At 74.3% G+C, this 20,869-nt stretch carries 16 protein-coding genes; 10 read left to right on the forward strand and 6 right to left on the reverse strand.

Annotation, left to right across the window (positions count from 1 at the left end; genetic code table 11):
- Positions 1 to 4: 4 nt before the first annotated feature.
- Both gap and ACH4ZA_RS31840 read right to left on the reverse strand, forming a co-directional pair.
- On the reverse strand, positions 5 to 1,003 hold the full coding sequence (gene gap / locus ACH4ZA_RS31835) for a type I glyceraldehyde-3-phosphate dehydrogenase (RefSeq protein ID WP_398432698.1): 999 nt from the start codon (positions 1,001 to 1,003) through the stop codon (positions 5 to 7).
- 176 nt (positions 1,004 to 1,179) lie between these two features.
- Positions 1,180 to 2,136, reverse strand: coding sequence for a GlxA family transcriptional regulator (locus tag ACH4ZA_RS31840; protein ID WP_398432699.1), 957 nt, complete (start codon positions 2,134 to 2,136; stop codon positions 1,180 to 1,182).
- Between the two features lie 182 nt (positions 2,137 to 2,318).
- Between ACH4ZA_RS31840 and ACH4ZA_RS31845 the strand changes: the two genes are divergently transcribed.
- Positions 2,319 to 3,167, forward strand: coding sequence for a pectate lyase (locus ACH4ZA_RS31845; RefSeq protein WP_398432700.1), 849 nt, complete (start codon positions 2,319 to 2,321; stop codon positions 3,165 to 3,167).
- Positions 3,168 to 3,213: 46 nt separating this feature from the next.
- Here the strand turns inward: ACH4ZA_RS31845 and ACH4ZA_RS31850 are convergent, their stop codons facing one another.
- On the reverse strand, positions 3,214 to 4,869 hold the full coding sequence (locus ACH4ZA_RS31850; protein WP_398432701.1) for a sigma-70 family RNA polymerase sigma factor: 1,656 nt from the start codon (positions 4,867 to 4,869) through the stop codon (positions 3,214 to 3,216).
- A gap of 286 nt (positions 4,870 to 5,155) precedes the next feature.
- On the opposite strand from ACH4ZA_RS31850, the gene ACH4ZA_RS31855 reads away from it, so the two are divergent.
- Positions 5,156 to 6,346, forward strand: a complete 1,191-nt coding sequence (locus ACH4ZA_RS31855) for an MFS transporter (RefSeq protein ID WP_398432702.1) — start codon at positions 5,156 to 5,158, stop codon at positions 6,344 to 6,346.
- A gap of 278 nt (positions 6,347 to 6,624) precedes the next feature.
- Here the strand turns inward: ACH4ZA_RS31855 and ACH4ZA_RS31860 are convergent, their stop codons facing one another.
- Positions 6,625 to 8,259 carry an MFS transporter gene (locus ACH4ZA_RS31860; RefSeq protein ID WP_398432769.1) on the reverse strand — a complete coding sequence of 545 codons (1,635 nt, stop codon included), beginning with the start codon at positions 8,257 to 8,259 and terminating at the stop codon, positions 6,625 to 6,627.
- A 490-nt stretch (positions 8,260 to 8,749) separates the two neighbouring features.
- Here ACH4ZA_RS31860 and ACH4ZA_RS31865 point away from each other — a divergent pair, with 490 nt between their 5' ends.
- The 8 genes from ACH4ZA_RS31865 to ACH4ZA_RS31900 all read left to right on the forward strand — a co-directional run bounded on the left by ACH4ZA_RS31865 (position 8,750) and on the right by ACH4ZA_RS31900 (position 18,079).
- Positions 8,750 to 10,159, forward strand: coding sequence for a GH25 family lysozyme (locus ACH4ZA_RS31865; protein WP_398432703.1), 1,410 nt, complete (start codon positions 8,750 to 8,752; stop codon positions 10,157 to 10,159).
- Positions 10,160 to 10,260: 101 nt separating this feature from the next.
- Complete coding sequence (locus ACH4ZA_RS31870; RefSeq protein WP_398432704.1) at positions 10,261 to 11,193, forward strand: hypothetical protein; 933 nt, start codon at positions 10,261 to 10,263, stop codon at positions 11,191 to 11,193.
- A 133-nt stretch (positions 11,194 to 11,326) separates the two neighbouring features.
- Positions 11,327 to 12,805 (forward strand): glutamate-cysteine ligase family protein, encoded by a 1,479-nt coding sequence (locus tag ACH4ZA_RS31875; RefSeq protein WP_398432705.1) that lies wholly within the window; start codon positions 11,327 to 11,329, stop codon positions 12,803 to 12,805.
- Positions 12,806 to 13,016: 211 nt separating this feature from the next.
- Positions 13,017 to 13,514 (forward strand): peptidylprolyl isomerase, encoded by a 498-nt coding sequence (locus ACH4ZA_RS31880; protein WP_398432706.1) that lies wholly within the window; start codon positions 13,017 to 13,019, stop codon positions 13,512 to 13,514.
- 208 nt (positions 13,515 to 13,722) lie between these two features.
- Complete coding sequence (locus ACH4ZA_RS31885; RefSeq protein WP_398432707.1) at positions 13,723 to 14,025, forward strand: hypothetical protein; 303 nt, start codon at positions 13,723 to 13,725, stop codon at positions 14,023 to 14,025.
- Positions 14,022 to 16,301, forward strand: a complete 2,280-nt coding sequence (locus ACH4ZA_RS31890; RefSeq protein ID WP_398432708.1) for an FUSC family protein — start codon at positions 14,022 to 14,024, stop codon at positions 16,299 to 16,301. The genes ACH4ZA_RS31885 and ACH4ZA_RS31890 overlap by 4 nt, the downstream gene beginning before the upstream one ends.
- A 222-nt stretch (positions 16,302 to 16,523) precedes the next feature.
- Positions 16,524 to 17,093, forward strand: a complete 570-nt coding sequence (locus tag ACH4ZA_RS31895) for a hypothetical protein (protein ID WP_398432709.1) — start codon at positions 16,524 to 16,526, stop codon at positions 17,091 to 17,093.
- A 209-nt stretch (positions 17,094 to 17,302) separates the two neighbouring features.
- Positions 17,303 to 18,079 carry a polysaccharide deacetylase family protein gene (locus ACH4ZA_RS31900; protein ID WP_398432710.1) on the forward strand — a complete coding sequence of 259 codons (777 nt, stop codon included), beginning with the start codon at positions 17,303 to 17,305 and terminating at the stop codon, positions 18,077 to 18,079.
- Between the two features lie 43 nt (positions 18,080 to 18,122).
- Here ACH4ZA_RS31900 and ACH4ZA_RS31905 read toward each other — a convergent pair whose 3' ends face one another.
- Positions 18,123 to 19,160 (reverse strand): YihY/virulence factor BrkB family protein, encoded by a 1,038-nt coding sequence (locus ACH4ZA_RS31905; protein WP_398432711.1) that lies wholly within the window; start codon positions 19,158 to 19,160, stop codon positions 18,123 to 18,125.
- A 76-nt stretch (positions 19,161 to 19,236) separates the two neighbouring features.
- Positions 19,237 to 20,421 (reverse strand): abortive phage infection protein, encoded by a 1,185-nt coding sequence (locus tag ACH4ZA_RS31910; protein ID WP_398432712.1) that lies wholly within the window; start codon positions 20,419 to 20,421, stop codon positions 19,237 to 19,239.
- Between the last annotated feature and the right edge of the window lie 448 nt (positions 20,422 to 20,869).

The following is a 20,869-nucleotide window of genomic DNA, read 5'->3' on the forward strand; positions in this document are numbered from 1 at the left end:
CAGGTCAGTGGGCGGCGAGGAGTTCGAGGGTGTCGATCACACGGTTCGAGAACCCCCACTCGTTGTCGTACCAGGCGACCACCTTGACGTGGCGGCCCTCGACGCGCGTGAGAGCCGAGTCGAAGATCGACGACGCCGGATTGCCGGTGATGTCGGACGACACCAGCGCGTCCTCCGAGTACTCGAGGACGCCGGCGAGCGGACCCTCGGCCGCGGCGCGGTAGGCCGCCAGCACCTCGTCGCGCGTCACCTCGCGGGCGACGGTCGTGTTCAGCTCGACGATCGAGCCCACCGGAACCGGCACCCGGATCGAGTCGCCGGACAGCTTGCCGTCGAGGTTCGGCAGCACGAGACCGATCGCCTTGGCGGCGCCCGTCGTGGTCGGGACGATGTTGACGCCGGCGGCACGGGCGCGGCGCGGGTCGCGGTGCGGTCCGTCCTGGAGGTTCTGCTCCTGCGTGTAGGCGTGCACGGTCGTCATGAAGCCGTGCTCGATGCCGGCGAGATCGTCGAGGACGGCGGCGAGCGGGGCGAGCGCGTTGGTGGTGCAGGACGCGTTCGAGACGATCGTGTGCAGCTCGGGGTCGTAGGCGCCGGTGTTGACGCCGTAGGCGAGGGTGACGTCGGCGCCGTCCGAGGGCGCGCTGACGAGCACCTTGCGCGCGCCCGCGTCGAGGTGGGCGCGGGCGGCCTTGGCGGAGGTGAAGCGGCCGGTCGCCTCCAGCACGATGTCGACGTCGAGTTCGGCCCACGGCAGCCGCGCCGGCTCGCGCTCGGCGAGCACCGCGATACGCCGGCCGTCGACGACGAGGGCGCCGTCCTCGGCGACGACCGGACGGCCGAGCCGGCCGGACGTGGAGTCGAAGGCCAGCAGCCGCGCGAGGGCGGTGGGCTCGGTGAGGTCGTTGACGGCGACGATCTCGAGGTCGCTGTCGCGTTCGAGGAGCGCACGCAGCACGTTGCGTCCGATGCGGCCGAATCCGTTGACGGCGATGCGAGTCATGAGTGGTGTCCCTTCGGTTCTCCATCAGCCTCGCGCGCCGTGGCCGGCGCCGGCCACGGCGTGAGCGCCACGGTTCGAAAGGATCCCGCCAGCCGCGCGGACGGCTCTGCGCGGCTCCACTCGCCTCGCCTCGACCCGAGCCGACCCGACTCGGCGCCGATCGCCGGGGAGTACGGCTACTCGCCCCGGGTGAAGGTGCGCCGGTACTCGCTCGGCGTGGTGCCCAGGATCTGCTGGAAGTGCGTCCGCAGGTTCGCACCGGTGCCGAGCCCGACGTCGTTCGCGATCTGCTCGACCCCGCGCTCGGAACGCTCCAGCAGCTCACGGGCCGCGTCGATACGGGCACGCATGATCCACTGCATCGGCGTGTACCCGGTGTCCTCGACGAAGCGCCGCGAGAAGGTGCGCTCGGAGACCGCCGCGTGGCGCGCCATCGCCTCGAGGGTCAGGGGCTCGTCGAGCCGGTGCAGCGCCCACTCGCGGGTGGCCGCGAACCGCTCGCCCAACGGCTCCGGCACGCTGCGGGGCACGTACTGCGCCTGGCCGCCGCTGCGGTAGGGGGCCGCGACCAGCCGCCGGGCCGCGTGGTTGGAGGCCGCCACCCCGAGGTCGCGGCGCAGGACGTGCAGGCAGAGGTCGATACCGGAGGCGGCGCCGGCCGAGGTGAGCACGCTGCCCTCGTCGACGAAGAGGACGTTCTCGTCGACCCTGACGCGCGGATGCCTCGCCGCGAGGGCCCGGGCGTAGTGCCAGTGCGTCGTGGCGCGGCGGCCGTCGAGCAGGCCGGTGGCGGCGAGCGCGAACGCGCCGGTCGAGATCGCGGCGAGCCGCGCGCCCCGGGCGTGGGCGGCGACCAGCGCATCGACGACGGCCTGCGGCGGGTCGTCGCGGTCCGGGAAGCGGTAGCCGGGGATGAAGACGACGTCGGCCCACTCGAGCGCCTCCAGACCGTGGGCGACGTGGTACGACAGCCCGTCGCCGCCACTCACCGGGCCGGGCGCCGCACCGCAGACGCGGACCTCGTACGGCATGCTCGCGCGGGTGGTGAAGACCTGCGCGGGGATGCCGACGTCGAGGGGCTTCGCTCCGTCGAGCACGAGGACGGCGACGCGCCGGAGGCGGGAGGACGACATTCGACACAGCGTACGGGGCGGGTGGCGGGGCACTTCCGCACGCACCGGAGGACGTCCGCCGCGCCGCCCGAGGGGGCGGCGGACGGCGTCACCCGGGGCGCCTGCGACGGGAGCGGTGGTGAACGCGTCCGAGACCGTGCGCGTATGGCTCTTCGACGGTTCGTGGAAAGGCGCGGTGCTCAGTGAACGCTCATTCCCCCCACTCCGGTCACCGCAGGAGTCAGAACCGGACCCCGCTGATCGCCGCCGCCGCGGCCGGCGTCCTCGCGGTCACGCTGGCGGCGCAGGCCGCCCTGGCGAGCGGCGAACCGGGGCCGACGGCCGAACCGGCCGGCGCCCACGCCATCGCCGTGCCGCGGGCCGCGGGCGAGGTGCGGCTGACCGCGACGCGGCGGATCACCGGCGTCCTGGACGGGGCGCGGACCCGGTTCACCGGAGCGGGCGCCCTGGGCGGGGACGGTCGGCGGCAGAGCCGCACACCGCTGTTCGAGCTGGCGGACGGCGCCGTCCTGAAGAACGTCATCCTGGGCGCTCCCGCCGCCGACGGCGTCCACTGCCTGGGCAGTTGCACCCTGGAGAACGTGTTCTGGGAGGACGTCGGCGAGGACGCGGCCGCCTTCCTCGGCACGTCCAGGGACGCCCAGTACACCGTCAGGGGCGGCGGCGCAGCCGGTGCGGCGGGCCGGGTGTTCCGGTTCGACGGGGCGGGCACGCTGACCGTGCGCGACTTCGCCGTGGCCGGCTTCGGGGAACTGGTGCGCTCCTGTGGCGACTGCGCCGCGCAGTTCCGCCGGGACGTGGTGCTGGAGAACGTCACCGCCATCGCCCCCGGCGGCGAACTGGTCGGCGTCAACGCGGACTCCGGTGACACCGCCCGGCTGAGCGGGGTCACCGTGGTCGGCGACCCCGACCGGGACATCGTTCCCTGCCGGAAGTTCGCGGGAGTGGGCGCCGCCGGGCCGGCGAGGCTCGACGCCGGACCCGACGGGGTGAACTGCCTCTTCGAGGAGTCCGACGTCACCTTCCGGTGAGCCCGCGCACACGGCCCACCGGTCACCCGGTCACCCGGTCACCCGGTCACAGCTTGGTGCCGAAGTTCTGCGTCCACCACGGGCCGCCGGCGCCGTCGTGGATGCCGACGCCGATGTTCTTGAAGTCGCAGTTGAGGATGTTGGCGCGGTGCCCGGGGCTGTTCATCCAGGACGTCATCACCGCCTGTGCCGTCTGCTGCCCCTTGGCTATGTTCTCGCCGTACGTGGACCAGCGATAACCGGCGGCGGTGATGCGGGCGCCGGGATCGGCGCCGTCGGGGTTGGTGTGGTCGAAGAAGTCGCGCGCGGCCATGTCGTCCGAGTGCCCCTGGGCGGACTTGTGCAGCAGCGCGTCACCCGTGAGGGGTCCGCAGCCCACGGCCGCCCGTTCCTTGTTGACCAGGGCGATCACCTGACTCTCGCGGTCGGACGGACCCGACTGCGTGAACGGCGTCTTCGAGCCGGACCGCTGCGCGCCGGCGGCCGGCTTCACCGGAGTCTTCGCCGAGGCTGCGCGGGAGGCCCGGGCGCTCGGCGAGGCGCTCGGGGACGGCGACTTCGAGGCCGACGGCGAGGCCGAGGCCGTCGAGGACGGCGAGGGCGAGGAACTCGCGCGGTCGGCGTCCGGGGACGGCCGGTCGGAGACGAGGGCGTCGTCCGCGGGCTGCACGGCGATGCTCCGTCCGGAGCCCGTGTCCGGCTGCGTCCCGAAGTAGTAGAGCCCGCCGCCCGCCACGCACGCGGCCACCACGGCCCCGCCGACCGCCCGCCGCCGCGTGCGCCGCCGACGGCGGGCCGCGGTGCGGGAGACGGTGCGGTCGCCGAGGGCGCGGCGCCCCGCCCCCGCGATCACGGTGGGGTCCCCGTCCGCGGACGGCTCAGTGGCCGAGGCGGCCAGGCCGACGGCGCCGGCCACGCCCGGCGTCTTCGCCAGGAGCGCGGACGACACCCCGACCAGGGCCAGCCCGGCCAGCAGTCCCTCCGCGGGCAGCAGGCCGCCCCACAGACCCGAGCACCGGGCGCAGCCGCGTGCGTGACGGGCGATGCGCTTGCGCCACAACGCCGAGGGCCGGCCGTCGAAGCCCGCGAGGGCGCCCCGCAGTTCCGCGCACGGCGGCTGCGCGTCCAGTGCCCGCACCACCACCCGCGCCGCCTCCAGCTGCGCCTTCATCCGCTGCACCCGCACGGCCGTGTGCTGCGGAGTCAGCGTCAGGGCGTCGGCGATCTCGGCGCGGGTCAGCTCGCCCGCGCACTCCAGCCACCACAGGGACAGCAGGCCGCGGTCCTCGGGCTCCAGCCAGCGCGTGGCGCGCGCGGTCTCCTGCCGCTGGCCGGACAACTGCAGCTGCACGATGGTCAGGTCCACGAAGTCGGCGCCCGGATCGGCCACCTCGTCGGCCTCCTCCATGCCGCCCTGTGCGGGCTGGAGGCGGTTGAAGTGGGCGCGGACCTGGTTCATCGCGATGGCCACCAGCCAGGAGCGGAAGCTCTCGGGCGACCTCAGCGTGCCCAGCGAGTCGAGGGCGCGCAGCATGGTGTCCTGCACGACGTCGTCCACGTCCACCGAGCCGTTCAGCGCCCGGCCCACGATGTTGTAGACCAGTGGGAGGTAGGCGCCGACGAGCGCGTCCTGAGCCGCCTGGTCGCCCGCCCGGGCAGCCCTCACCAGCTCCGCCGCGTCCACCGTGTGCCGTTCGCTCATTGCTGCTTCCCTGTCCTCGACTCCGAACGATGCTGTCCCTCGCTTCGGGGATCGCCCGGGGAGCACCGGATAACGGTTCTTCGGAAAAACGTGCGAGGAGAGAGTCGCCGCTGCGGCGGCGCCGGCGCAATGAAGGCGGTCACACGGCGGCGGCCGCCGGCGCGGTACGTCGTCAAGCAGGGCCTCGCACACACCGGCTGACACCGCGACGGCCGTCCCGGAGGCCGACCGCGCCGGTGCGCGCCGGTCGGTCGCCGGGGCGGCGTGCGGGGTTACTGTCGCCCGCATGGACCGTGAACGCCGAGGCCGGCTCCGGTGCCTGCTCGCCGGCGCCGTGTTCGCCGTCTGCATGGCCGGCACCACGCTGCCCACCCCCCTCTACAGCCTCTACCAGGAGAAGTTCGGCTTCTCCGAGCTCACGGTCACCGTCGTGTACGCCGTGTACGCCTTCGGCGTCATCGGGATCCTGCTGCTGGCGGGCAACGCCTCGGACACCGTCGGCAGACGTCCGGTGCTGCTGTGGGGCCTGGGCCTCGCGGCCGCGAGCGCGGTCTGCTTCCTGTGCGCCACCGGGCTGGGCTGGCTGTACGCGGGGCGGCTGCTGTCGGGGTTCTCCGCCGGCCTGTGCACCGGGGCCGCCACGGCGTACGTGATGGATCTCGCCCCAACCGGCGGCGAGGCCCGGGCCACCCTCGTGGCGACGGCCGCCAACATGGGCGGCCTCGGCTGCGGTCCGCTGCTGGCGGGGGTGCTCGCGCAGTACGCGGACCGGCCGTTGTACCTGCCGTTCGCCGTGCACCTCGTTCTGATCGCGGGCTCGGCCGCCGTCCTCGCGCGCCTTCCGGAGACCGTGGCGGACCGGGGACCGTTCGGCGCGGTGCGTCCCCAGCGGCCCGGTCTGCCGCCGCAGGTGCGGGCCGTGTTCGGGCCGGCGGCCGCCGCGTCCTTCGCCGGGTTCGCCCTGTTCGGCGTGTTCACTTCGGTCAGCCCGGCGTTCCTCGCCCGGTCGCTGGACGTCGGCAACCACGCCGTGAGCGGGCTGGTCGTCGCGCTGGCCTTCTTCGCGTCCATCGCCGGGCAGACGGCCGTCGGCCGCATCGGCGTGGCACGCTCGCTGCCGCTGGGCTGCGCCGTGCTCCTGGCCGGTCTGGCACTGCTCGCGGGCGCGCTCCGCTGGGACCTGCTCGCGCTCGTCGTGCTCAGCGCGGTCGTCGGCGGGGCCGGGCAGGGCATGACCTTCCGCGGCGCGCTGTCGGCGGTGGCCGCGGCCTCCCCGTCGGACCAGCGCGCGGCAGTGATCTCGACGCTCTTCGTGGTGGCCTACACGGGCATCTCGGTGCCGGTGATCGGTGTGGGCGTGCTGGTGGGTCCCCTCGGCCTGGAGGGCGCCGGACTGGTGTTCATCGCGTGCATGGCCGCACTCGTGTCGCTGGCGGCGGCCTACCTGTTGCGGCGACCGGCGCCGGCGAAAGGCTGACCGTCCGGCGGGGCCGGCGCGCGCCGTGTGCACGCCTGGCCGCGTCCGTACGGGTGGGTTCGGCCCACCGGCGAAGCGGGACGGGGCGGTTACGCGTTGTGCAGACCCCATCCGTCATCACGTCATCACGGGAAAGGCCCTTCGATGCGACGTACCGCTCTGCTCGCCGTCTGCGCCCTGGTCAGCGCCGCGGCCACGGGATTCTTCACCACCAGCGCCCTGCGCAGCCGCTGACGGCGCGGCCGGGGCGGCCCGTGCGGCTTCCCCGGCCCTGGTTCTCACCGTTCTGCCCTGCGTTCCGCCCCGCGTTCCGAGCGCCGTGCGAGGGGCTCCTGCGGCGTCTTCTCGGTGTGCGCCGTGCCGCCGGGATGCCGGCCGGCGCACAGGAATCCGATGCCCAGGGCGATGGCCATCCCGTAGAAAACCCACTGGTTGGCCTGGGCGAAGTCCATGCGGATCGCGGACATCGACTCCCGCACGGTGGTCGCGACCGGCCCGTCCCCACTGGGCTGCCGGTTGTCGGCGTTGCCGGTCACCGCTTCGGCGACCCCCCGCGCCGCGTCCCCCGCGGCTCCGGACGGCACCCCGCGCGACTCGAGGGTGTTCTGCACGTTGTCGGTCATGGCGTGGGTCAGCATCGTGCCGAAGATCGCCAGGCCGACGCTGGCCGCGTAGTTGCGGATCGTCTGCGTGATGCCCGTGACCTCGCCGTACGAGGCGTCGATCGCCCGGTTGACGGCGTCCGTGGACGCGGGGGCGATGATGAAGCCGATGCCGGCGCCCGCCAGGGCGACGTAGGGCCACTGGTCGTGCATGGACAGATCGGTCAGCTTCCCGGCCCACAGGGCGAAGCCGACGGCCCCGACCACGCAGCCGATCCTCAGGGCGGGCCGCGCGCCGCGTTTGTCGAGGATCCGCCCGCCCCACTGCGAGGCGAGCGCGAAGCCCGCGAAGAAGTACAGCAGGTACAGGGCCGCCTGGTTGGGCGAGGCGCTCAAGGACACCTGGGCGTAGACGGAGGCGAAGAAGAACAGCGGGACGAAAGCGAGCATGGCGAAGAACAGCACGACCGAGTCGACGGCGAAGGCACGGTCCCGGAAGACCGCGAGCCTCACCAGCGGGCTGGCCGTGCGCAGTTCGTAGCGGCAGAACAGCCACAGCACGGCGAGGCCGCCCACGACGCAGACCCAGGTGAGCACGCTGTCCCAGCCCCACGCCGAGGCCTGCTGGAAGCCGAGCACGCTCGCGCCCATGCCGACGGCGATCAGCACGGCGCCCGGCACGTCCAGCTTCTCGTCGCGGCGGCGGTCGGACACGCGGGCGAGCCCCGTCAGGATCAGCGCGACGACGGCCACGGGCACGTTGACCCAGAAGATGGCGCGCCAGGTCCAGTCCGTGAGCCAGCCGCCGAGCAGCGGCCCCAGCGCCGTCAGAGCCCCGGTGACGCCGAAGAACAGGGCCAGCGCGCGCCCGCGTCGGTCCACCGGGAACACCGCCACGACCACGGCCAGGGCCGCGGGGAAGAGCAGTGCGGCGCCGAGCCCCTGGGTCGCGCGGAAGACGACGAGCCAGGTCAGCGCCAGGTCGCCGCGAGGGACACAGCCGCACAGGACCGAGGAGATCACGAACACCAGGGTGCCGATCACGACGATGCGCCGGGGACCGAACAGGTCCGCCAGACGCCCTCCGAGGGCGAAGAAGGCGGCCAGCGCCAGGAGATAGGCGTTGACGACCCACTGCATGCCGGAGGCGGACAGGCCCAGCTCGTCGACGATGTCGGGCGTCGCGATCGCCACGATGGTCTGGTCGATGAACGTCATCGCCACCGCGAACATCATGGCCGCGAGCGCCACCGACGGTGACGGCGCACCCGGGCCCGCAGGGGTGTTCCCCGGCCGCTGCTTGGTGTACATGCCAGTCATCACCTCAGTCTGCGCCCGGTCGACCGGTGACGCATGTGCTGGGCGGAACGGTCCGGGCCCGGCGGGCGGGGCCGTCCCGCGTCGGTCTCAGCAGCCGGCGGGAAGCGCCAGATCACGCGCCCGCGGCCGCCTTCGTGTCCCCCGGGGACGCGTGGCGGTGACATGCCTCCGCCGAGCCGTGACAGCGTCGTCCTGCCAAAGGGGTGCGGGCGCCGCGGACTTGGGCGCGGCACCCGCGGCTCGGACCGGCCGCGCTCCCTCGGGGGAGGGCCCGGCGCCGGCCACCGCGCACCGCGCCGACGCGACCGGACACGTCCGCCACGTCGCAGGCGCCGCGACACTCGCCCGGGACACGACCCGTACCCCGGCACCCGGACGGCACACCCGGCACGAGACGACGGCCACAGGCCACAGGACACCCGCAGGGACACAGGCCGCACGACACGGGCCGCAGGACACAGGACAGAAGACAAGGAACACCATGACCAGATCGGCACGGCATCCGGCTCGTCGCCCGGCCCCGTTCCTCGCCACGATGCTGCTGACGGCCGCCGTCGGCCTCGCCGGAGCGGTTCCGAGCGACGCGGTCCCGAACGGCACGGCCTCACGACCTGCTGCCGCGGCGGCCGCAGCCGCGGTCTGCGGTCACACGGACGAACAACCGCCGCTGGCAAAGGGATCGGCGGGTCTCGCGACGCGCGAGGCGCAGTGCGAGCTGAACCTGGCCACCAAGCCCGGGCGCCACACGCCGATCGCGACGGACGGGTCCTTCGGGGCCGGCACCGCGGAACGGGTCCGGACGTTCCAGCGATGTGCGGGGCTGACCGCCGACGGTGAGATCGGGCCCGGCACCTGGGCCGCGCTCAACGCCCGCGCCGCCCGTCCGCAGCCCTGCGCGCCCGACGGCGCGCCGAGCGCCCCGCAGGCCTCCGTGTGCGGACACACCGACGCGCGTCCCACGCTGCGCCAGAGCGCCAAGGGCGCCGCGGTCGCCGAGTTGCAGTGCCGTCTCGACCTGGCGATGGAACCGGGCCACTACCCGCCGCTCGCGATCGACGGCGACTTCGGCGGCGGCACCGAGAACCGGGTCGTGGAGTTCCAGATGTGCGCCAACCTGGGCACGGACGGCGTCGTCGGCCCCAACACCTGGGCCAGGCTCGCCGACTGGTCGAGCCGCGACGCGTACTGCACGCCGCCGCGGCCGGCCGGGTATCCGATCGACGGTCTGGACACCGCCAGGTACCAGCACCCCGGCGGCGCTGCCATCGACTGGACCGCCGTGCGGGCGGCGGGCGTGGAGTTCGCGACCGTCAAGGCCACCCGAGGGCTCGACGTGACGGACGAGTACCTCGCCTCCGACATGAACGCCGCCCGGGCGGTGGGACTCGCGGTCGCCCCCTACCACTTCTACACCGGCACCGCCGCCGGCACCGGCACCGCCGCCGGCACCGGCGCCGCACAGGCCGACCGGTTCATCGCCGCGGTGCGCGCGGCCGGCTACACCGGACGGCGTCCCGGAGACCTCCCGCCGGTCTTCGACCTGGAGCGCATGGACGACGGCAGCGGCCGATGCCCGACGTATCTGACGGTCGCGGACGCCACCGCCTGGCTCGACACGGTGGAGGCCGCGTTCGGCCGCAGACCCGTCGTATACACCCAGAAGTCGTTCCTCGACGACTGCCTGGGCTCGACCACGGCCTTCGCCGCCCATCCGCTGCAGCTCGCGGACTACCGTCGGTCGATCACCGCGCCGCCCCTGCCGAACGGCTCGGGCACCTGGCTCATGTGGCAGTACACCGAGTCCGCGCTCTTCGACGGCATCCGGGCCCCGGCCACCGCGGACGTCTTCAACGGCACCCAGGAGGATCTCGACCGGCTGGCCAACCGCTGACCCGGCCCGCCGACGTGCACGGCGGCCGGGCGTGCACCGCGGCCGAGCGGGCGCGGAAGCCCGGCGTGCGCCGAAGCCCGGCCGGGGGGAAGCTGACGATCATGGCACGCAAGCGGGCGGCACCGGACGGGGAGGACGGCGTGGAGCAGGTCCTCGACGAGCTCTACACCACGCCGCCGTCCGACTTCGTCACCCGGCGTGAGCAGGAGGCCCTCGCCGCCCGGTCGGACGGGCGCGCGGACGACGCCCGCCGGATCCGGGCGGCCCGCCGCCCCACGCAGGCGGCCTGGGCGGCCAACCTGCTGGTGCGCGCCCAGCCGCAGGAGAGCCGCCGCTTCCTCGAACTGGGGCAGGCGCTGCGCGAGGCCTACCGGACGCTGGACGCGGACGGCGTCAGGGAGCTGTCCGAGCAGCGGCGCGGCATCGTCGCGGCCCTGTCCCGGCAGGCGGCGGAGCTGGCGCACGAGGCCGGGCACCGACTGTCGGACGCGGTCCGGCAGGACGTCGACGCCACCCTCCGGGCCGTCCTCGCCGACCAGGACGCGGCGGACCGCTGGGCGGCCGGCCGGCTGGAGAGCGCCCTCACCCCGCCGGCCGACTTCCCGGCCCACTCGGCCGGCCCGGCGGCGGGCCGCCCGACCGGGCACGCCGGGGCGAAGGCGCCGCGGCCGTCGTCGCGGTCACGCGGGCAGGACGAACTCGCCGAGCGGCGCCTGCGGCGTCAGGAGCAGCTCGAAGCAGCCCGGCGAGCGGCCGAAGAGGCTGCCCGCCTGCTGCACGACCTGCGCGCCGCCCGGGCGGACTCCGCGGCGGCGCTCCAGCAGGCCCGCGACCGCCACGAGCTCGCCGAACAGAGGTGCGCCGCGGCCGAGGAGGAGCTGCGCCGGGCGGGCGAGGAGCTGGCGCAGGCCGAACGGGAACGGCGGGATGCCGAGGAAGGGCTGCGGAGGGCCGGCGACGCCGTGAAACGGGCCGAGCGGACGGCACGCGACGCCGAGAAGGAGGCGGCACGCCTGGCCGGTCCGGCCGGCTAGCACCGGTCCCGGCGCCGGCCGCGGCGCGGGAACGGGTACGGCCCGGCGTCCCCGTGGTCGCCTGGTGAGGGTCGTCCAGCGGTGCGAGGCTGGAGGCGAGAGGCGTCCGACAAGGGACGCGCCGGGAGGGCCGATGGGACGCGACGTCCCGGCGCTGGTCTTCACCCGCGAGGACCGCCGCCGGTACCGGATCAAGATGCAGGAGTGCCTCGAGGTGTTCGCGCAGATGCTGCGCGAGTCGCGGTTCGAGTCCGAGCGGCCCCAGGTGGGCCTGGAGATCGAGCTGAACCTGGTCGACGCCGAGGCCGAACCGGCGATGCGCAACACCGACGTCCTCGAGGCGATCGCGGACCCCGCCTGGTCCACCGAGCTGGGCCGCTTCAACCTCGAGATCAACGTCCCGCCCCGCCGGCTGACGCAGGGCGGCCCCGACGCCTGGGAATCCGAGATCCGGGCCGCGCTCAACCACGCCGAGGAGCGCGCCGGCTCGGTCGGAACCCGGCTGATCATGATCGGTATCCTGCCCACCCTGCGGCAGGAGAACGTCGGAGCGTCTTCACTGTCGGAGAACGCGCGGTACCGGCTGCTCAACGACCAGGTCTTCGCGGCGCGCGGGGAGGACCTGCACATCGAGATGGACGGCGTCGACCGGCTGCGCACCTACGCGGACACGATCACCCCGGAGGCCGCCTGCACCAGCACCCAGTTCCACCTCCAGGTCTCCCCCGACGAGTTCGCCGCCTACTGGAACGCGGCCCAGGCGATCGCGGGCGTCCAGGTGGCGCTCGCGGCCAACTCGCCGTTCCTGTTCGGCAAGGAGCTGTGGCACGAGACCCGCATCCCGCTGTTCGAGCAGACCACCGACACCCGTCCTCAGGAGATCAAGGCGCAGGGCGTACGCCCCCGGGTGTGGTTCGGGGAGCGGTGGATCACCAGCGTCTTCGACCTGTTCGAGGAGAATCTGCGCTACTTCCCGGCGCTGCTCCCCCTGTGCGACGAACAGGACCCGCGGGAGACCCTGGCGGGAGGCGACGTTCCCGAACTCGCCGAGCTCACCCTGCACAACGGCACCATCTACCGCTGGAACCGTCCGGTCTACGCCGTCGCCCACGACCGGCCGCACGTGCGGGTGGAGAACCGCTGCCTGCCCGCCGGCCCGACGGTGGCGGACACGCTGGCCAACGGCGCGTTCTACTACGGCCTCACCCGCGCCCTGGTGGAGGAGGAGAGGCCGGTGTGGTCGCGGATGTCCTTCCGGACCGCCGAGGACAACCTGCACGCGGCCGCCCGGCACGGCATCGAGGCCCGCCTGTACTGGCCCGGCATGGGCGAGGTCACGGCGCCCGAACTCGTCCTGCGACGGCTGCTGCCGCTCGCCCACCGGGGGCTGGAGCTGTCGGGGATGGACGCCGCCTGGCGGGAACCGCTGCTCGGCGTCATCGAACAGCGGTGCGTCACCGGCCGCAACGGGGCCGTCTGGCAGAAGGAGATGTTCCACCGCATCACCGCCTCCGGCCACATGAGCCGGCACGAGGCGCTGCGGCGGATGACGCAGCTCTACATCGACTACATGCACCTCAACGCCCCGGCCCACACCTGGCCGGTCGACTGACCGGTCACGGTCCTCGCCAGGGCGCCGCGATTCCCTCCGAAGCACCCCGATCCCGTCGGGGGCACCCCGATCCCCTGCGGCGCCGTGGTCGTCTCCGGGCGCCTTCCGGGCCGCCGTGCCGTGCTCGAACACTCTCCACTCAAACCGGACACAAGGGGCAACACGGCACCCGCAGTGCGACAGCACTCGCAGGAGCGTGCAGGATGGTCCTATGACGATCAAGGTTTACTTCGACATCACCATCAACGACGAGCCCGCCGGGCGCATCAACTTCAACCTGTTCGACGACGTAGTGCCCAAGACCGCGGAGAACTTCCGCGCGCTCGCCACCGGCGAGAAGGGATTCGGCTACGCCGGTTCATCCTTCCACCGGGTCATCCCCGCCTTCATGCTCCAGGGCGGCGACTTCACCCGCGGCAACGGGACCGGCGGCAAGAGCATCTACGGCGAGAAGTTCGCCGACGAGAACTTCAAGCTCAAGCACGACCGGCCGGGGCTGCTGTCCATGGCCAACGCGGGCCCGAACAGCAACGGCTCGCAGTTCTTCGTCACCACCATCGTGACGGACTGGCTCGACGGCAAGCACGTCGTCTTCGGCGAGGTCGCCGACGAGGACAGCATGGCCCTCGTCAAGAAGATCGAGGCGCTCGGCTCCCGCAGCGGCTCGACCTCGGCCAAGATCACCATCTCGGCCTCCGGCCAGCTCTGAGCCGGACCTTCGCACCGCCCGCCCGGCCGGGGCGCCGCCTCGGCCGGGCACGGTCACGAAGCACCGCCGCACACGGTCGCGCGGTACCCCGCGGGCGGCCGTCGAGCGGGCCGGGCTGCGGTGGGCAGCGCGTCGGCCGACAATGAGGGGGTAGGGCGCCTGACCGGCCCGCCCGCCTCGGCGGCCCCGGCGCGAGAGGAACCTGGCTATGCGCGCTGCGTTCTCCCCGGCCGCACGCCCCGGCGCCTTCTTCGCGGTCCCGTCGGCCCTGTTCCGCCTCCAGCCCGACTGCCCTCGCGCGCGGACCCTCGCGGTCCGGTGGATCGCCCCGGAGTACGGCGTCACCGCCTCGGTCGCCCGGTGGAGACTCTCCCCCCGCACGCTCGCCGCCGGCTGCTGCCTCGTACGCCGGCGGTCGGCAGTCCGGGACCGGCGCCGGCCCGAGGACCGGGCTCGGAAGCGGCTCCCGGCAGCCGGCTCGCACACCGCGCACCGCCTGGGGACCCGGTGACGGGCGGCGGCGCACGGGCCGAGATCCTGCGCCGGTCGGTGCGGGTGACCTCGTCCGCCTCCCTCGGCTTCTACGCCTTCCTGTACGGGCTCGACGAGCCGGTGGCGGCGCTGTACTCCCTGTTCGCGCCCATCTCACTCGGGCTGCTGTCCTCGATCCCGGGGTCCGGACGTCAGCGGGCCGCCGTCATGCTCGAGGCGCTGCCCGCAGGTCTGGCGCTGGTGACGCTGGGCACGGTGCTGGCGGTGCACACCTGGACGGCCGTGCTGGGCATGCTCCTCGTGGGCTTCGTCCTGGCCTTCGCGGCCGTCGCGGGGCCCCGGCCGGCCGGGGCGGCGCCGGGCCTGCAGCTCTTCTACATCCTGGCCTGCTTCCCGCCCTACGCACCGCAGACCCTGGGACCGCGCCTGACGGGGCTGGTTGTGGGCGTGGTGCTGATGGCGCTCTGCGAGAGGTTCCTGCTGCCGCGGCCCCCGGGCGAGTCGTACCGGTCGAGTCTCGCGAGCGCCGTGTCGATCGCGGGCGACACCCTCGCCGGCCGCGCCGGTCCCGCACCCGACGTCCTGCGCGCCGCCGGCGCCCGGCTGCGGCTCTCGCAGATCCCGCCCGCCGAACGCCCGGCGGGCCCCGGCCGTGCGGACCGCGGCCTGTCCCAGGCGGGCTCCGCCGCGCGCCGGCTGCTGGAGCAGCTGGCTCATCTCACCGAGCAGGGCCTCCTTCGCGAGCTGCTCCGCGACGGCGGCCGAGCGTACGCCGGCGCGGACGGCGCACCGGGTGACACGGCGTGCGCGTGGCTGCTGCCGCGGCTGGTGGCCCGGTGCGACGACACGGCCGCGGAGCTGCGCGCGGGTCGGGCCGGGCCCGGGCCGCAACGCATGGACGCGGCGATCAGGGCCTTCCAGGGGATGCGTGAACGGCACAGCGCGTCGTCGCCGTCCGCGACGCCCCCGTCCGCCTCCCCACCGGCACGGTGGCCGACGGCCTCGGCGGCCTCCGCTGGAACGGCCTCCGCGGGGACGGCCTCGGAATGGGCGCCGGTGCGGCGCCAGGCGGCGCTGCTGGGCGTCGCCGAATCGGTGCGGGTGCTGGAGATCGCCGTACGGGTCGGCCTCGACGGGCGGCGCACCGGGCCGATCGAGCCGCGGGAGCTGTTCTGGTACACCGAGGCGCCGGCGTCCCGGCTGTGGTCGCGCCGGTTCCTCGGCAACACGACGCCCCGCTCGGTGCAGTTCCACAACGCCGTACGGATCGCCGCGGCCCTCGGCGCGGCCCGTCTGGTCGCCGGTTCGCTGGAGCTCACCCACGGGTTCTGGGTGCTGCTGGCGGTGCTGACGCTGAGCCGGACCACCGCCGGGGAGACCTGGGCGGCCATCCGCAAGGCGGTGGCCGGCAACCTCGTGGGGGCCGTCGCGGCGGGCGCGCTGCTCGTGGGCTTCTCGCAGCACACCGACGCCTACGCCGCGATGCTCGCGCCGGGCATGCTGGTCGCGTTCGCGCTCGGACCGCTGCTCGGGATCGCCTGGGCGCAGGGCCTGTTCACGCTCGTGGTCGCCACCGCGTTCGCCCAGATCGCCCCGGCCTCCTGGCAGTTGGCCGAGGCCCGGATCGTGGACGTGGTGACCGGCAGCGCCATCGGTCTGCTGTGCGCGATGCTCGCCTGGCCGGCCGGCGCCCGGGGGGAGGTGCGCCGGACCATGGCCGGTGTGTTGCGCGAGTGCGGGCCGCTGATCGACGGCACCCTCGCGGTGCTGACGGCCGTCCCACCGGGCTCCGCGCCCCTTCCGTCGACCCTGCCCGCCCTGCACCGGATGCGCCTGGCCGAGTCCGCCTACGCACAGTTCCGCAGCGAACCCGGCGCCGGCGCCTCCGTCGGCGCCGACTGGCACGGCGTGCTCATCGCCACCCACCAGGTACTGCTCGGCGCCCACTGGCTGCCCCGTTTCGACCTCCCCGCCGACCCGCTGCCGCCGGCCGCCGCGGCTCGGGCGCGGGCCGATGCCCGGGCGGCGGTGAGCGCCGTCGGCCGACTGGCCGCCCTGTGCGCCGGGGAACCGCCGCCGACGGGCGAGGGGCAGCCCGCGTCGGGCGGGCAGTCCGCGCCGCAGGGCGGAGGGCGGCGCCCCCGACCGGGGCGACCGCCCGCGTCACCGCTGCCTGCCCTGGTCGACTTCGAGGTCTGGCTGACCAGCCTCACGGCCCAACTGGTCCATGCCGAAAGAGGCCTGTCCGACCTGCCCCGCCGCACCGCCGCAGGCGGTCGGCGCGGCCGCCGCTGACCGCGCCGCCGCGGCCGCGCCGGTTTCCCCGCCGCCAGGCCGTCCACCCGGCCGCCCGAACCGCCGGAACAGCCCTCGCTTCCCGCCCGGCTCTGCCGTCCGCCCGGCCTGCCGCCTCCGGAACACCTGGCGCATCGCACAGAAGACGCGAGACAGTGCAACCTTCCGGTCATTCAGGTTGTCTCTGTGGATATCCGACACGCGACTCCTTCGGGGGAGATCATGGTGCGAAACAGAACCGTCTGGGCCACCGCAGCCCTCATGACCGCCACGTTGGCCGTTGCCGTGGCTCCGGCCGAAGCCGCCCCTGCGACCGCCGCCCGCGCCGCCGCCTGCCCCACCGGCTGGGGCAGCCTGGCCGAAACCTATGTCACCAGCACGGCGACCCCCGTGACCGACGTCCGGACCGGCCGCCACGACTGCTACGACCGGTTCGTCGTCGACGTTCCCGGTGCGAGCGCCTCCCGGCTCGGCTTCTCCGTCGCGTACGTCGACCAGCTCTACCAGGACGGGTCGGGCCGGCCCATTCCCGTCGGCGGCGGCGCGATCCTGGAGGTGCGTGTCAACGCCCCGGCCTACAACCCGGAGACCGGCACGCCCACCTACCCGGGGCGGCCCGGCCAGCCCCTGCCGGGCGTGAGCCTCGCCGGCTACAGCACCTTCCGGGACGCCCGTTACGGCGGGAGCTTCGAAGGCGTGACGCAGTTCGGGCTCGGCGTGCGCGCCCGGCTGCCGTTCAGGGTGCAGCGCCTGACCGACCACCTCGTGGTGGACGTCGCCCACACCTGGTGACACCCGGTCCGACCACTCGATGACGCCGGGCGCCGACTCGTCCCCGAGCCGGCGCCCGGCCCTGCTTCGCGTTCCCCGCGCGGACGTTCGTCCGTCGCCGAACGACCGCAGAAATGTGCGTGATCGGTAACAGCGGGATCCCGCGACCGCCTTTCCCCGTCCTGTCATCTGCAGGGGGCTCCACCGGGGACGACAAGGGCAGGGCAGACATGGCGCGGCATGGCGGGCGGGGTTGGTACGGCCGGGTAATCGCGGCGGCGATCGGGGTCACGGCGATGGCCGCGGTCACCTCGGTGTGGACCGCGCAGGCCGACGGCAGCGGAGCCGACCCGGGAGCGGACGCGTCCGCGCGCCCCTCCCCGGCGGCGTCCGCCCCGGCCCGGGTCGCCGTGGACATCGCGCACGCGTCCGACCGCGGGCCCCGGGGCGTCAACATCACCATCGACGACGGCCCCGATCCCGTGTGGACGCCCCAGGTCCTCGACGTGCTGCGGGAGAACGGGGTGAAGGCGACCTTCTGCATGGTGGGCACCCAGGCCCGGGCGCACCCGGACCTCGTCAAGGCCGTGGTGGCGGCGGGCCACCGGCTGTGCGACCACTCCGTCTCGCACGACACGTCCATGGACGCCAAGCCGCAGGCCTACCAGTCCCAGCAGATCCTGGACGCCGAACGCATGATCACCGAGGCGTCCGGTGGCGTCCGCCCGCTGTACTACCGGGCGCCGGGCGGCGCGTTCACCCCCTACAGCCGGGATCTCGCCGCCTCCCGCGGGATGCGGCCGCTGGGCTGGAACGTCGACACCAAGGACTTCGAGCGGCCCGGGGCCGCCGCCATCGTCGCCAACGTCAAGCGCGAGGTGGGCAACGGCCCGACCATCCTCTTCCACGACGCCGGCGGTGACCGCTCCCAGACCGTGACCGCACTGCGCGAGATCCTGCCCTGGCTGAAGCAGCAGGGGCACTCCTTCGGCTTCCCGGTCCGCTGAACCGTCCCGGCGGAGTGAGGCACACCCACGGCGCCGGTGTGCGTCACTCCGCCCGGCGCCGGTCCTCCTCGCTCCACGCGCGGGTGTCCCGCGGCTCGACGTAGGGTTCGTCGTCCTCCGCCAGGCCGCCCGCGACGGCTCGCTGCCGGGCCAGTTCGGCGTCGAACTCCAGACCCAGCAGGATCGCGATGTTGCTGATCCACAGCCACACCAGGAAGACGATCACGCCGGCGAGCGTGCCGTACGTCTTGTTGTACGAGGCGAAGTTGGCCACGTAGAACGCGAAGCCGGCGGAGACGACCAGCCACAGCACCAGCGCCAGCACGCTGCCCGGCGTGATCCACTTGAGGCCCCGCCCCCGCACGTTGGGCGTCGCCCAGTACAGCAGGGCGATCATGACCGTGACGAGGACGATCAGCACCGGCCACTTGGCGATGGACCAGACGGTCAGGGCCGTGTCGCCGATGCCCAGCGCGGCGCCGGCCTGGCGGGCCAGTCCGCCGGTGAACACCACGATGAGCGCGCTGACGACGGCGAGCACCAGCAGCACCACCGTGACGCCGACGCGCACCGGCAGCACCTTCCACACGGGACGCCCCTCCGGCATGTCGTACACGGCGTTGGCGCTGCGGATGAACGCCGCGGTGTAGCCGGAGGCCGACCAGATCGCCAGGACGAGGCCGACCACCGCCATGACCGAGCCGACGCCGCCCCGGCCCTGCAACTCCGTGACCGCATCGCTGACGATGTCCCGGGCCGAACCCGGCGCCACCTTGCGGAGATTGGCGAGGACCTCGTCGGTCGCCGACTTTCCGGCCAGCCCCAGGAGCGACACCAGCACCAGCAGGGCGGGGAACATCGACAGAACGCCGTAGTACGTCAGCGCCGCCGCCCGGTCCGTGAGCTCGTCGTCCTGGAACTCGCGGACGGTGCCTTTCAGCACCGCCCACCACGACCGCTTGGGCAACTGACCCGGCTCCCCCGGTTCCCGCCGCTCCACCTGCTCGTCCGGGCCCGCCGTGTCCCGACCGGACACCGGCGCCATGGCGTGGTCGTGGTCGGAGTTCGATGTCGCTGCCATGGCAAGGGGGTAACCGCGTCCGGCGGTTTCATGCCCTCGCGCGCCGCGCCGGCCCGGCTGGGCCGTCGGGACCGGCTCACCGGCGTCCGGCCGCCGCGCAGCGGGCGTAGTGGCGGGCCACGGCGTCGAAGGCCTCCTTGGGCTCCCAGTGCCAGCCCGACTCGGGACGGCCCGGCCGCCGGTGGACGGTCCTGGTGAGGGCGTAGGAGGCCATGTCGAGGTCGAAGCGGGAGTCGTCCGCGCGGTGCGGGGCGTCCGGGGTGACGAACTCGAAGGCCATCGCCGCGTACAGTCCCGTCTCCTCGAAGACGTCGAGGAGCGTGGACACGTGGTCGGCCTGGGTGCGTTCGCTGCGGACCAGGCCGCCCTCGATCTCCTCGGGGCACTTGTCGTGGTCGACGACGTCCCAGGCCATGCCGCCCGCCTGCGGCGCGCCCACGTAGGCGCAGGCGCCGAACTCGGTGACGGCCACGGGCTTGCCGAAGCGTCCGTAGCGGCGCAGTTCCCGCACGTGGTCGGCGGGCCGGGCGAAGAACGAGTAGTAGTCGATGCCCACGATGTCGAACAGGGACCAGTCGACCTGGTCGTCCTGCGCCGCGGCGTAGCCGAGCCGGCCGTCGAAGACCGAGCGGCCCGTCCTGGCCGCGCGGGCGGTGAAGGCGGCGAGACGCCGCTCGAAGACCACCGGGTCGTACGCGCCGCTCAGCAGGTTGCGCACGCGTTCGAGCACCGTGTCGCCCGGCACGATGCCGGGCACGAACAGCCAGAACTCGCAGCCCACTCCGAGGTCGACGCTCGCGCCCTGCCGCCGCAGCCGCTGCGCGAACCGGCCGGTCTCCGCGAGGTGTTCGAGGATGTCCCGGGCGGGCGCGTCGCCCAGGGTGGGCTGCAGCCATATGTGCAGGCCGAGTTCGGCCGCCTCGGCGGCGGTCGCCGTGAGGCGCTCGACGCCGTCGCCGGTGACGTCGACCGTGTCGGCGTGCAGGTCGTCGCGGATGGCCCGCAGGTCCGCGCGCATTCGCTGGGCGCTCCAGCCCGTGGCCGGGGTCTCCCCCTCCCCCACGGTGTAGACGACGCCCCGGTGCCGCACGCCCGCTCGTTGCCGCTCGGCGGCCCGGCGTCCGGCCGGGCTCCGGGGCTCTGCCGCGCACTGCCGCTCCGCGGCCCGCGCCGGCACCGCCGACCCGAGCGCGCCCGCGGCGCCGACCGCCGCCATCCCGGTCAGGAACCGGGCCCTGCTGATCCGTTCGGTTTCCGCCATGTCCCCCACGGTCCCGGCGGCCGGTGCGGAGCGCAGTCGGCCGAAGGTCGGGAGCGCCGCGTCCAAGGGTGGTCGGCGCGGCCGGGCGGGCAGCACTTCGGACGGCGGTCGGCTTCCTGAAGACGGTTCCGCCGCGGGCGGTCCGCTCCGGGCTCGGCGCGCGGGCCTGCGGGACGCGGGAGCCTGCGGGACGCGGGGGCCTGCGGGACGCGGGGGCGCCCGGTCCGTCACGCCGGTCGTCGATGCCGGCGCGGACGGGACGGTCGTGGTGGCCGCCGCACGGGGCGGCAGGCAGCCCGCCGGCGCGGACGCCGGGCGGGTCCGAGACGTGCGGCGCCGTCCGAGTGCCGTCCGCCTCTCACACGGTGCCGGGCGGCCCCTGGCACACGCCCGGATCGACGTCGCGCTCCGAGGGGCTCGCAAGGGCGGCCGTTCCGGCGGAGTGCGC

The sequence above is a fragment of the Streptomyces sp. NPDC020597 genome (genome assembly GCF_044335095.1).
GTDB lineage: Bacteria > Actinomycetota > Actinomycetes > Streptomycetales > Streptomycetaceae > Streptomyces.